At 55.5% G+C, this 12,477-nt stretch carries 11 protein-coding genes; 10 read left to right on the top strand and 1 reads right to left on the bottom strand.

Annotation, left to right across the window (positions count from 1 at the left end; translation table 11 throughout):
* The first annotated feature begins 1 nt into the window (after position 1).
* The 3 genes from GXM22_RS13055 to GXM22_RS13045 are packed head-to-tail and all read left to right on the top strand — an operon-like array spanning position 2 to position 2,953.
* A complete protein-coding gene (locus GXM22_RS13055; protein WP_005935137.1) occupies positions 2-1,891 on the top strand; it encodes a glycosyltransferase family 2 protein in 1,890 nt (629 codons plus the stop codon).
* Entirely contained in the window at positions 1,888-2,424 is a 537-nt protein-coding gene (locus GXM22_RS13050; protein ID WP_005935139.1) for a DUF5662 family protein, read from the top strand. Before GXM22_RS13055 ends, GXM22_RS13050 begins: the two co-directional genes overlap by 4 nt.
* 22 nt (positions 2,425-2,446) lie before the next feature.
* Entirely contained in the window at positions 2,447-2,953 is a 507-nt protein-coding gene (locus GXM22_RS13045; RefSeq protein WP_005935141.1) for a hypothetical protein, read from the top strand.
* 99 nt (positions 2,954-3,052) lie between these two features.
* Here the strand turns inward: GXM22_RS13045 and GXM22_RS15375 are convergent, their stop codons facing one another.
* Entirely contained in the window at positions 3,053-3,178 is a 126-nt protein-coding gene (locus GXM22_RS15375; protein ID WP_005935143.1) for a hypothetical protein, read from the bottom strand.
* A gap of 345 nt (positions 3,179-3,523) precedes the next feature.
* On the opposite strand from GXM22_RS15375, the gene rsxC reads away from it, so the two are divergent.
* From rsxC to GXM22_RS13010, 7 genes are all read left to right on the top strand, one after another.
* Entirely contained in the window at positions 3,524-4,846 is a 1,323-nt protein-coding gene (gene rsxC / locus GXM22_RS13040) for an electron transport complex subunit RsxC (protein WP_035394819.1), read from the top strand.
* On the top strand, positions 4,846-5,805 hold the full coding sequence (locus tag GXM22_RS13035; protein ID WP_005935147.1) for an RnfABCDGE type electron transport complex subunit D: 960 nt from the start codon (positions 4,846-4,848) through the stop codon (positions 5,803-5,805). Before rsxC ends, GXM22_RS13035 begins: the two co-directional genes overlap by 1 nt.
* Positions 5,802-6,350, top strand: a complete 549-nt coding sequence (locus GXM22_RS13030; RefSeq protein WP_005935149.1) for an RnfABCDGE type electron transport complex subunit G — start codon at positions 5,802-5,804, stop codon at positions 6,348-6,350. Before GXM22_RS13035 ends, GXM22_RS13030 begins: the two co-directional genes overlap by 4 nt.
* 16 nt (positions 6,351-6,366) lie before the next feature.
* On the top strand, positions 6,367-7,032 hold the full coding sequence (rsxE, locus tag GXM22_RS13025) for an electron transport complex subunit RsxE (RefSeq protein WP_005935151.1): 666 nt from the start codon (positions 6,367-6,369) through the stop codon (positions 7,030-7,032).
* 1 nt (position 7,033) lies between these two features.
* A complete protein-coding gene (locus GXM22_RS13020; RefSeq protein ID WP_005935153.1) occupies positions 7,034-7,666 on the top strand; it encodes an electron transport complex protein RnfA in 633 nt (210 codons plus the stop codon).
* Between the two features lie 15 nt (positions 7,667-7,681).
* Positions 7,682-8,599 carry an RnfABCDGE type electron transport complex subunit B gene (locus GXM22_RS13015; protein ID WP_005935155.1) on the top strand — a complete coding sequence of 306 codons (918 nt, stop codon included), beginning with the start codon at positions 7,682-7,684 and terminating at the stop codon, positions 8,597-8,599.
* Positions 8,600-9,333: 734 nt separating this feature from the next.
* Positions 9,334-12,468, top strand: a complete 3,135-nt coding sequence (locus tag GXM22_RS13010; protein ID WP_035394822.1) for an InlB B-repeat-containing protein — start codon at positions 9,334-9,336, stop codon at positions 12,466-12,468.
* The last annotated feature ends 9 nt before the right edge of the window (positions 12,469-12,477 follow it).

The raw sequence follows: 12,477 nt of genomic DNA, 5'->3' as shown, positions 1-12,477 counted from the left end.
CATGAATGTGCGATTGAAACGTGCCAGAGAGCTGGCAGGCTATGCGGTCCAGCTGACAAAGGACGAGGGTCTGGGCACCATGCTGGCCCGGGGTGCGGGCTTTGTCAGGCGGCGGTGCTTTGGCAAAAAGGCCCGCTACCTGCCCGCAAAAAAGGTGCTGGAAGCCCAGAGAGCCGAAATGGCAGGAAAAAATTTTGAAAACTGCCAACTTTCGACGATTTCCGTGTTGACACCGTTGTATAATACTCCTGAGGTGTTTCTGCGGCAGTTTCTGGATTCCTTTGTGAACCAGACCGCCCCCAATGGTGAGCTCTGCCTGGCGGATGCCTCGGATGCCGCCCACAGCAGTGTGGGGGATATCGTAAGGGAATATCAGGCAAAATATCAACACATCGTATACAAAAAGATCGAAAACAAGGGCATTGCGGCCAATACCAACGCCGCCGCTGAACTGGCATCGGGGGAATATCTGGCGCTGGCCGACCACGATGACATCCTTGCGCCCCACGCCATGTACACCATGGGTCAGGCGATCCGGCAGCTGCGTGAGGCAGGGGAGCCGGACGGCTTCCTGTACAGCGACGAGGCTCTCTTTACCAAAAAGATCGAAAAGCCGCTGGTGGCCCACTTCAAGCCCGATTACGCCCCGGATTACCTGCTCTGCTGCAACTACATCTGCCATCTGGCCGTGTTCCGGCGGGAGCTGTTCGAGCAGGTGGGCGGGGAACGCCCCGAATGTGATGGCAGTCAGGATCACGACCTCTTCCTCCGGCTCATTGAGCAGGTGGGCGGCGCGGCCCATGTGCCGCAGGTGCTCTACTACTGGCGGGTGCACGAAGGCTCGACCTCCGGCGGCACCGATGCCAAGCCCTACGTTGCCAAAGCGGCAAAGAAGGCGCTGGCCGACCATCTGGAGCGCACCGGCCGCACCGGCACCATAGAGGATGGCCTGTACCCCAGCACCTATCGGGTCAGGTGGGACATTGTGGGGGAGCCGAAGGTGAGCATCCTCATCCCCAACAAGGATCACACCGAGGATCTGGAAAAGTGCCTGCAGAGCATCTGGAAAAAGACCACCTGGGACCGGTTCGAGGTCATCGTCATCGAGAACAACTCCACAGACCCGGCCACCTTTGCCTATTACGAGAAGGCCCGGCAGCGGTACGACGGCCTGAAGGTGGTCACCTACCCGGACAAGGGCTTCAACTTCTCGGCCATCAACAACTTTGGCCGGAAAGCGGCAGAGGGCGACTATCTGCTGCTGCTCAACAACGATGTGGAAGTGGTAAACGGCGACTGGCTCACGGAGCTGCTCCGGCAGTGTGCCCACCCCGGCGGTGCGGCGATCTGCGGTGCCATGCTCTGGTACCCGGATGAGACCATCCAGCACGCAGGGATCGTGACCGGTCTGGGCGGCTACGCGGGCCACAGCCACAAGTATAAGAAGAAGGGCGGCAGCGGCTATCTGTTCCGCACCTCTACCGTGCAGGACTTCTCCGGTGTGACCGGTGCCTGCCTGCTGGTAAAGACCGCCGTCTATGACGAGATGCACGGGCTGGACGAGCAGTTCGCCGTGGCCTTCAACGATGTGGACTTCTGCCTGCGGGTGCGGGATGCAGGCTACCGCATTGCCTGGACCCCCTACGCCGAGCTCATTCACTATGAGAGCAAGAGCCGGGGCGGGGATGAAAAAGACCCCGTTAAGGCGGCCCGCTTTGCGGCGGAGCAGCAGCGGCTCTACACCATCCACGGCAAGGAAAACATTCTGGATGACCCCTACTACAACCCCAACCTGACCCGCGACCGGGAGGATTTTTCGGAGAACGACGATCTGCGCAGGTTGAAAGAGGGCAGGGTAACGGTAAGATTCCGGGGAGGTACCCTCCAATGAACATCAAGGGACACTTTGAGACCATCACCCGGCATAAACTGCTGGTGATGAAGTATTGCTTTGAATGCGGCCTTTATCAGCAGGGCCTGACCCATGACCTGAGCAAGTACAGCCCCACCGAGTTCATCCCGGGCTGCATCTACTATCAGGGCGACCACAGCCCCAACGAGGCAGAGCGCGCCGCCCGGGGCTATTCCTCGGCATGGCTCCACCATAAGGGCCGCAACAAGCACCATCTGGAATACTGGATCGACTACACAACCAACAAATCCGGCCTGGGCGGCATGAAAATGCCCCTGCGCTATGTCTGCGAGATGGTCTGCGACCGCGTGGCGGCCAGCCAGATCTATCTGGGCGACAAGTACACCGACGCATCCCCGTGGCAGTATTATGAAAAGAGCAGGGATCACTATCTGCTCCATCCCGAAACAAGGGCACTGCTGGAAAAGCTGCTGCTGATGGTCCGGGATCTGGGGCAGGAGCGCACCTTTGCCTACATAAGATTCCTGCTCGGGTGTGAAGATAACGATTAAATAAAATCAAGGAGGCATTGCAATGAAGCGTTTCAAAAAAGTTCTGGCACTTGTTCTGGCCGGTGTTCTGGCACTGGCAATGCTGACCGCCTGCGACGGTGGCACCACCGACCCGGATAGCATAATGCCGGAGGACGGTACTCCCGAAGTGGTGATGACCGTGAATAACATGGCTGCCAATAAGGGTCTGGGCCAGGTTGAGTACAGTGCAAAGTACAGCGCAGTGACGAAGGCTCTGCTGGAGAACTGGCTGGAGTATACCAATAACAAGATCAATAACACGACCTACTGGGAAAATTACCGTAAGATCACTGCTGAACTGGGCAGTGTGAAGATTGTGGTTGGCATGACCAAAGATTACCGTCCCATCACCAGTGATTATAACCCCGCTTCCAAGACCAGCTTCAAGTATGATTCGCTGTTCAAAGATACCAGTGCATTCAACTTAGCAGAAAAGATCGGCGTTGCATACGTTCCCACTTCTAACGGCACTGTCTATCAGGCGGTCTGCCTGTTCGACGTGAACTGAGCGTTCCCCGATACAGAGGAAAAAACCATAAAGCATAAAGATCCCCCGGAGGGCGGCGCGGGCCGCTTTCCGGGGGATCTTGTCTGTCAGAGAAACCGCTTACTGCTCGTTCTCGTAGATCTTAATATAGTGGGGGGCGTTTCTGTCCTGCACAAAGAGAAGCGTGCAGGTGAGTGCGGCGGCTAAGAACGTGAAGATGGCAAGCAGAGCTTTGAGAACTTTCATGGTATCCGATCCTCCTTGGCGGGCATGGCCCGGTCGTTCAAATGCGGAGCAGGGGACGTTCCGCAGGGTCATTAGCAACAGTATACCATAATCCCGGTAGAAAGGCAAACGGTAGTAAAGTTGCGTGAAGTTGGTGGTTGTTAATAAAAAAACAATTGGTTAGATACGACTAATCGTTAAAAATGGCAAAGAAAATTGAGGAAATTGCATCATTTTGGTGCTGTTGTCGTTGAACTTCCGGCTGTAAAATGATACAATAACTGTGTTAAGCAGCTGCTGTCCCTGCCGCAGTGCGCCCGCATGAGGGCAGGGGTGGCAATTCAAGCAGAATGGGGGATTTATTCCATGTTGAACAAGCTGAAACGTGCGGCGCTTGGCGCGCATACGCCGCATGACAAGGCAACCGCTGCAAGCAAACCAGTTCCGATGCCTCTGCCCGCGCAGGTACGCATCCTGATGAGCCAGCACATCGGCGCTCCGGCGAAAGCCCTGGTCAAAAAGGGCGACGAAGTGTTTGTTGGCACCAAGATCGGTGAAGCAGGCGGTTTCGTCTCTGCAAATATCCACTCCAGTGTTTCTGGTACTGTGGCCGCTGTGGAACCCTTCCGTCTCTCCAATGGCCGGATGTGCGACTCTGTTGTCATCAAGACCGATGGCAAGCAGACCGTGGACCCTGCCGTGAAGGCACCCGAGGTCACCGACAAGGCCAGCTTCCTGGCAGCCGTGCGTGAGTGCGGCCTGGTGGGTCTGGGCGGCGCAGGCTTCCCGACCGATGTCAAGCTGCAGCCCAAGCAGACCGTGGACACCCTGCTCATCAACGCTTCCGAGTGTGAAGTCTGGCTGACCAGCGACACGCAGGAGATGCTGAACTGCAGCGATGATATCGTCCGCGGCATCGAGGCCGTGCTGAAGTATACCGGCATCCCGAAGTGCATCATCGGCATTGAGAACAACAAGCCCGAGTGCATCGAGCTGTTGACCCAGAAGACCAAAGACAAGCCCGCCATCGAGGTCAAGGCACTGCCCAGTGTTTACGGCACCGGCGCAGAGCTGATCCTGATCGAGAAGTGCCTGGGCCGCGAGGTTCCGCACGGCGGTCTGCCCGCAGATGCAGGTGCCATCGTGATGAACGTGACCTCTGTTTCTACCCTGGGCAAGTACCTGGCTACCGGTATGCCGGTGGTCAGCCGCTGCATCACCGTGGATGGCGATGCCTGCGCAAAGCCCCAGAACCTGATCGTTCCCGTGGGCACTGCCTACGAGGATGTTCTGAACGCTGCCGGCATCAAGGGCGGCGTGGAGCTGGGCAAGGTGGTTGCCGGCGGTGCCATGATGGGCCCCGCTGTGGAGAACCTGAGCTACCCCACCACTAAGACCACCTCCGGCCTGATCATGCTCAGCGCCGCTGCTGCAGAGCCCCCGCAGGTCAACCCCTGCATCCGCTGCGGCCGCTGCGTGGAGTACTGCCCCATGGGTCTGGAGCCCGTGGAGGTCAACCAGGCTTACGCTGCCCGCGACGTTCAGGAGCTGGGCAAGCTGCATGTTGATTACTGCTTCAACTGCGGCTCCTGCACTTTTGTCTGCCCGGCAAAGCGCCCCTGCACCCAGATGATGGGCCTGGCAAAGGCGTTCTACCTTGGTGAAATCAAAAAAGGAGGCAATAAGTAATGGATACGAAGCTTATTGTTTCGGCCTCCCCGCACCTGCGCAGTGAGGAAACGACCCAGAGCCTGATGGCCAACGTGATCGTTGCCCTGTGCCCCTGTGTGGTGGCCTCTGCAATCATCTTTGGCGCGCGTGCCCTGCTGGTCACTGCAGTGTCCGTTGTGGCATGTGTGGCCTTTGAGTGGCTGTACTGCAAGCTGCTGAAGAAAGCAAACCCCATCAGCGACCTGTCCGCTGTGGTCACCGGCATCATTCTGGCCATGAACGTGCCCGTGGGCATGCCCATCGGCCAGCTCATCATCGGCGACCTGGTTGCCATCATCGTGGTCAAGCAGCTGTTCGGCGGCATTGGCATGAACTTTGCAAACCCTGCACTGGTCGGCCGTATCGTGCTGTTCATCAGCTTTGCCGGTTCCATGAACAATTGGGTGTTCCCCGATGCAGCGGTTGACCAGCTGTCCAGCGCTACCCCGCTGGCTGTGGCTGACACCAGCAAGCTGAGCCTGCTGGATCTGTTCATGGGCGTGCACGGCGGTGTTCTGGGCGAGACCTGCGCTCTGGCCATCCTGCTGGGCCTGATTTATATGGTGGCCACCAAGACCATCAGCATCGCCATCCCCGCTTCTTACATCGGCAGCATGTTTATCTTCTACCTGATCTCCACCGGCAGCCTGCACGGCGCACTGGTCGGCATCCTGTCCGGCGGCCTGATGTTCGGTGCTGTGTTCATGGCAACGGACTACGTTACCAGCCCCTTTACCCTGAAGGGCAAGCTGATCTACGGCCTGTGCCTGGGCATCGTCACCTTCGCCATCCGTCAGTGGGGCAGCTACGCCGAGGGCGTTTCCTTCGCGCTGCTGTTTATGAACCTGTGGGTCCCCTTTATCAACGATTGGACCCGTCAGACTCCTTACGGCTATGTTAAGCCTGCAAAGAAAGCAAAGGAGGGTGCTGGCAAATGAATAAGAATTCTTCCTGGGAGACCAGTGTAAAGCCTGTTGTTGTGCTGAGCGTGATCGCACTGATCGTCAGCCTGCTGCTGGCTATGGTCAACTCCTTTACGGCTCCCATCATTGAGGATAACCAGAAGGCCGCAACGCTGGCTGCCTATGTGGACGTGATGCCCACCGTTTCCAGCGCCTCCGATCTGGAGGAAGTGACCGACTACACCACCGAGAACATCACCGGTGCTGTAAAGGCCACCGACGGCTCCCTGGCCATCAAGGCTGAGGAAAAGGGCTTTGACGGCGGCATCCTGTCCGTCATCATCGGCTTCGACACCAACGGCACTGTCACCGGCATCTGGGTGGACGCTTCTACCCAGACCAAGGGCATCGGCAGCAACGTTGCCACCGACAGCTTCCTTGCTCAGTTCGATGGCATGGATGGCACCCAGAACATCACCCTGGGCCAGGGCTACGACGCATACAGCGGCGCAACCATTTCCTCTAAGGCTCTGTTTGCCGCCATCAACGATTGCATCAACTGCTACAACGAGTTGGCATAAAGGAGGTTGGTAAGAAATGGCAAGCGAAAACAAGTCCAAGGTAAGCATCCTTACCAACGGCATCATCAAAGAAAACCCCGTTCTGCGTCTGGTTCTGGGCACCTGCTCCTGCCTGGCTGTTACCACGGCAGTTTCCAGCGCGCTGGGCATGGGCGCAGCCTTCACCTTCGTGCTGGTGTGCTCCAACATCCTGATCTCGCTGCTGCGCAACGTGATCCCCGCTAAAGTCCACCTGCCCTGCTACATCGTCATCATTGCAGGCTTCGTGACCATCGTTCAGATGGTGATGCACGCCTACATGGACAGCCTGTACACCGCACTGGGCGTGTTCCTGCCCCTGATCGTTGTCAACTGCATCATTCTGGGCCGTGCCGAGATGTTTGCCTGCAAGAACAATGTGGTGGATTCCGCACTTGACGGCATCGGCATGGGCATCGGCTACACCCTCACCGTGGTGCTGATGGCCTCCATCCGTGAGATCCTGGGCAGCGGCACCTGGCTGGGCTTCCAGGTCCTGCCCGAGAGCATGGCCAAGATGAGCATTATGACCCAGGCTCCCGGCGCATTCTTCTGCTACGGCGTGCTGATGGCCGGCTGCGTCTGGCTGGAAGGCAAGCTGGATGCCCGCATCGAGCGCAAGAGCTGCTGCGACCTCGACAACCTGAAGAAGGAGGCAGAATAAGATGTTAGTCAAACTTGCTGCGATCTTCTTCAGCATGATCCTGGTGAACAACTACGTGCTGGTGAAGTTCTACGGTATCTGCCCGTTCCTGGGCGTTTCCAAGAAGCTGGATTCCTCCATTGGTATGTCCGGCGCTGTTATCTTTGTTATGCTGGTGGCAACGGCTGTCACCTTCCCCATCCAGATCTTCATTCTGAACCCCGCTGACCTGGGCTACCTGCAGACCATCGTGTTCATCCTGGTCATTGCAGTGCTGGTGCAGTTCATCGAGATCTTCCTGAAGAAGTATGTTGTTGCACTGTACAATTCTCTGGGCGTTTACCTGCCCCTGATCACCACCAACTGCTGCGTGCTGGCCGTGACCATTCTGGTCGTGGACGACTACGGCGCAGACGTTGCTACCCTTGGCTTTGCCGCTGCCTACATTGAGGCTCTGGTCTGTGCCGTGGGTGCAGGTGTCGGCTTTATGCTGGCCATGGTCATGTTCAGCGGCGTGCGCAAGCGTGTGGAAGCCTGCGATCCCCCGGCACCCTTCAAGGGCCTGCCCATCACCCTGATCGCAGCAGCCATCACCAGCCTGTCCTTTATGGGCTTCGGCGGTCTCGTCGAAAACCTGTTCAACGTGACGCTGTAAGGGAGGAACAGGATTATGAATATTGTATCTGCTGTGATCCTCTGTACCATCGTGGGCGCGATCGGTGCCGTTGTTCTGGTGCTGGCCGCAAAGTTCATGGCGGTTGAGGAAGACCCCCGTATTGAAGAAGTTTCTGCCTGCCTGGCCGGTGCAAACTGCGGCGGCTGCGGCTACGCCGGCTGTGCCGACTACGCAAAGGCCGTTGTTATGGACGGCGTTCCCTGCGACAAGTGCGCCCCCGGCGGCCCCAAGGCTGCTGCCGCCATTGCCAAGATCATGGGCGGCGAGGCAAGCGCTGTGGAGAAGAAGGCTGTGGTCCAGTGCCAGGGCAACTCCGAGCACTGCAAGCCCAGCTACGAGTACAAGGGCATCCAGACCTGTGCCGCTGCTGCCACCCTGTACGGCGGCCCCAAGACCTGTACCTTTGCCTGCATCGGCCTGGGCGACTGCACCAAGGTGTGTAAGTTCGATGCCATCCACATTGTGGACGGCGTGGCCAAGGTGGACAAGGACAAGTGCACCGGCTGTGGTGCCTGCGCCAACATCTGCCCCAAGCACGTCATTATGATCGACGCAGGCGGCCCCCGCAAGCCCGTGGTCATGTGCTCCAATCAGGATAAGGGTGCTGTGGCAAACAAGCTGTGCACCACTTCCTGCATTGCCTGCGGCATGTGCGAGCGCACCTGTAAGTTTGATGCCATCCACGTTGTGGACGGCGTGGCCCGTGTGGACTACGACAAGTGCAAGGGCTGCGGCATGTGCGCCCAGAAGTGCCCCAAGCACATCATCCTCTTCCCGCTGAAGGACGATCCGAATCCCCCCAAGCCCGTGGTGAAGCAGGCTCCGAAGCCTGCTGCCGCTCCTGCCGCTCCGGCAGAGCCCGCCGCAAAGGCTGAGGAAGCAAAGGCTCCCGAAGCCCCCAAGGCTGAGTAAGCGGAACCTATCGTAATATGGTAAAGCGCCCCCATTGCTCCTTTGAGTGATGGGGGCGCTTTTTGGTGCAAAACCTCTCCGTCATCATCGCTGACGCTCGATGCCACCTCCCCTAGTAGGGGAGGCCTTGGCATGAGATTCATTTTTCAATCTGATCGCTGGCGCTCCAAGGGCATCATCTGCCGCAAGGCAGAAATAACGTTGCGTCAGCAGGGCAAACAGGAGCGAAGCGCCAGACCCCGAAAACGCGACGGCCTGCCAAGGGCTCCCCTACTAGGGGAGCTGTCACGGCGAAGCCCGTGACTGAGAGGTTTAACCCGGACGCTGTCGAGCTTTGCGAGACTGAGAGGGCTCCGAAAACTTTTTTCAAAAAATCTCGAAAAAAAGTGAAAGGAATCTGCGTTTCATGTATTATAGAGAGTGAAACTGCGAATATACAACACAAAACTGCGCGATATATCAATGCGGCGGGCGGTGCGGATAAGTTAGACTGCGCTACTCCCCACAATGATATTACGACGGTTCATAACGTGCTGTATATCGCAGAATATTTTGTCTGAAAAGGGGAAGGGAAAATAAAATTTCACTATTGAAAATACTGGATATACATGCTATTATTACAATAATGATGTGTCTGGTAAAAATAACCTGCCAAGGGAAAGAAAGCCGACAAAAGTTGGATATCTTTTCCTCCGGTTTTGCCAAAAATACTATGATGCAGGGAGGGCTCCACTGTGCGGAAAAATCATCACGGAAAAAAAGATAGGCTGGTGAAGCGTGTTTTTGCGCTTTGTCTGGCGCTTGCGGTCATCTGCACCTGCCTTGTGCCGGTGTTTGCAACGGAGGGTCTGATCGATCCTCAGGTTAATCAAGAGGCCTCCCGGCCCGTAGATGACGGCGAGGCATCCTATCCTGACGACGAATTTGGCGGTTTCGGCGAGGAGGAAGCCACCCGGCCTGTAGACGACGGTGAAGCTGCCGGTTTTGGCGAGGACGAAGTTGCCACCCGGCCTGTAGAGGGCGGCGAGGACAACCTCGACGGCGGCCCCAACGTTAAGGAAACAGAGTGGGGTACCGTCATTGAGTACGACACCAGCACCAGCACCAGTACCGACCCCAGCTCCAGCACCGAGACCCAGTGGTCCGGCGAGGACGACGTTGTGGAAAAGCCTGATGACAAAGTGGTCGTTTCCGGCGACGAGATCAAAAAGCTGCAGGACATGGTGGTCTACCGCTTCTGGCTGAGGGAGCTGAACACCCTTGATCTGCAGGACATTACCGCTCAGGCACAGATCAACAATATGACGGAGAGCGAGTATCTGGCCCGGAACGGTGAGGTTCTGTGGAACCTGTACTTCATTCAGGCTGTGCCCCGGGCAGAGACCATTGCGGATTACAGCAGCTACATCGAGAACCCCTCCTCCAACCGGGACCCCAAGGGCGAACTGCGGCAGTTTGACTACTGGTACACGCTGGACGAGTTTGGCAACCGGGTGCGCCTGAACCTCACCGACCCCACCAGCAACATTCTGGACGACAAGACCACCACCGTGAACGTCTACGCCGCATGGAAGGACGGTACCGTTGGCTCCGATGAGGAAGAGGACGTGGATCACGAGGATCTGGTGGACAAGAACCCCGTGCCTGTGGATCTGACTGCCAAGGCCTCTGCTTCCTACGAGGACGAGGACGGCAACACGAAGAGCGTCAATCTGCCGGTGGAAGTGAAAAATCTGCCTTCTGCCGCAGATCACCTCAGCGTCATCCACATGGGTGATGACGATATGCAGACCTTCTACGAGAGCCACGAGGACAGCTTTGGGGAAATGATGCCCATTCTGGGCCTGAAGATCTCCCCCAAGAACGCCAAGGGCGAAACGGTGCAGCCTGCCAAGGGCCAGAAGGCTACCGTTACCGTTTCTGGTTTGAACAAACTGCCGGAAATTGCGGCAATGGAAGAAGAGGGAGCGCTCACTGCCGATGCACTGAAGGTGCTCCACAAGAAAGACGACGGCAGCGTGGAGACACTGGATGTCCTTTCTTATCAGAATGGCACCCTGACCTTTGAAACCTCCAGCTTCAGCCCCTTTGTGCTTGCGCTGGAATACCCGGATCAGGAAAGTGAAGACTTCGATGATGACGGCATTGAGATCGTCAGCATTGAGATCGATGGCGTTGAGTATCCGAATGTGAATGATGGAATTGCTACGATCAGTAGCATCAGCGGCATTCAGGGCGATACAAAAGTTCCGGTTGGTGCAACGATTACACTGCGGGCCAAAAACGGAAAAACAAACTACAATCACACATGGAGACTTAATCCGGACAAGACTAACGGTAATGCGGTATTTATAAACAGTAAAAATATAGAAGTTAATCAGATAAAAGGTACAGGAGATACCTACAAAACAGTACGGATAAAGGTTACGCAAGAGGGTAAGGTGACGGTTGCTCACCGTTATGGTGACCCTAAGAGCAAAGATCCGGAAGGTAACGGCGATGAGCTGGAGATTACAGTTGTGAAGAGCGATAATCCGACATTTCCTTACAATCTTTATGTTTACACGCAGGTTTTGGGCTATTCGGGTGATTACTATGGTAATAAAGCTGAAAATAAAGCGTGGAACGGCATGGCCGTTGGTACGATTTCAAATGTAGATGCTCCGAGTAAATACAATAAACGTACCTCAATTTATGACACGGCCGTTATTGCTACGAAGTTGGGAACTGAAATTATAGTTGATTCTGGACAGTTTCCTGTGATTCCGATTAAACAGGATGGCAAATACAAGGACTACTATTACGAATCACTCCCGAAAGAAATCCAAAAGGAAATTGAGAAGGATCCAACGAAAGCGAATACTGTAGGCACGTACACAATTGAATGGTACGAGGTCGTTGCTGCGGGTGGAGCCAATACTGGCAAAAACGGCGAGGATGGAGACTGGACGGGTGAAGAGAACTATAAATCCACATACACGAAGGGCATATATAAATCTCCGATTTCGTCGGTCAGTGATAAAAAAATGACGTACCATCTGGATGGTTTGATAGTGCTCCATGATACAACGCACATCAACGTCAAGTTTATGGTTCAGGATGTGGGTAAAGATACCTTTGCTCTAGTGCGTGATTATGGCGGAGCATTTACTGTCCCAGAAGGGAGTACTTCGATTTCGCTGAAAGCGATTGCCCGCCCGGATGTTATTGGTGAAGGTCAGACTGAAGCAACCTGCCCGAAAACTAAAACAACCCCAGATGGTACAGTTTACACCTTTGATGGTTGGTATACAAATCAGGACTGCACGGAAGGTAGCAAGTTTGATTTTGATGAAGATACCATTAAAGAAGATACAACTTTCTACGCAAAGTATGTGCCTGCTTCTGCAAACCTGACCGTCTCCAAAACCGTTACCGGCAAACTTGGCGACACCAACAAAGCCTTTACCTTTACAATTACCAAAGCTGATGGCACAGCGGCAAATATCACTGATACCAATATTGAGATTAGTGAAGCAGATCGTGCAAAGGTTGAATGGAAAGGTAATGGTCAGTTTACGCTGAAAGACGGAGCTTCGATTATCTTCAAGAATCTACCGAGCGGCCAATACAAGGTTGTAGAGGATAATTATTCAGGCGAAAAGTACGAGACCAGCTATGTGGTTGATTCCGGAACACCTGAGAATAGGCGAGAAGCAAGTGTGACGATTGGTACGGACGCTAAGACGATTGCCTTTACCAATAATTGCACCCTGCAACCTGACCTTGGTGTCCTCCTCGACACCCTGCCTTACATTGTCATCCTTGCTGTGGTAGCTGGCGGCGTTGCCCTGTTGATGCTGCGTAAGCGCCGTAAGGAAGATGACTAAAGGGGGCTG

Source organism: Faecalibacterium duncaniae (assembly GCF_010509575.1).
GTDB classification, from domain to species: Bacteria; Bacillota; Clostridia; order Oscillospirales; family Ruminococcaceae; genus Faecalibacterium; species Faecalibacterium duncaniae.
Note: the sequence above shows the minus strand (reverse complement) of the source record. Positions and strands in the feature narration are given on the sequence as shown.

Coding starts and splice junctions, on each gene's coding strand:
- GXM22_RS13055 (WP_005935137.1), top strand. CDS start 2: ATGAATGTGCGATTGAAACGTGCCAGAGAGCTGGCAGGCTATGCGGTC.
- GXM22_RS13050 (WP_005935139.1), top strand. CDS start 1,888: ATGAACATCAAGGGACACTTTGAGACCATCACCCGGCATAAACTGCTG.
- GXM22_RS13045 (WP_005935141.1), top strand. CDS start 2,447: ATGAAGCGTTTCAAAAAAGTTCTGGCACTTGTTCTGGCCGGTGTTCTG.
- GXM22_RS15375 (WP_005935143.1), bottom strand. CDS start 3,178: ATGAAAGTTCTCAAAGCTCTGCTTGCCATCTTCACGTTCTTAGCCGCC.
- rsxC (WP_035394819.1), top strand. CDS start 3,524: ATGTTGAACAAGCTGAAACGTGCGGCGCTTGGCGCGCATACGCCGCAT.
- GXM22_RS13035 (WP_005935147.1), top strand. CDS start 4,846: ATGGATACGAAGCTTATTGTTTCGGCCTCCCCGCACCTGCGCAGTGAG.
- GXM22_RS13030 (WP_005935149.1), top strand. CDS start 5,802: ATGAATAAGAATTCTTCCTGGGAGACCAGTGTAAAGCCTGTTGTTGTG.
- rsxE (WP_005935151.1), top strand. CDS start 6,367: ATGGCAAGCGAAAACAAGTCCAAGGTAAGCATCCTTACCAACGGCATC.
- GXM22_RS13020 (WP_005935153.1), top strand. CDS start 7,034: ATGTTAGTCAAACTTGCTGCGATCTTCTTCAGCATGATCCTGGTGAAC.
- GXM22_RS13015 (WP_005935155.1), top strand. CDS start 7,682: ATGAATATTGTATCTGCTGTGATCCTCTGTACCATCGTGGGCGCGATC.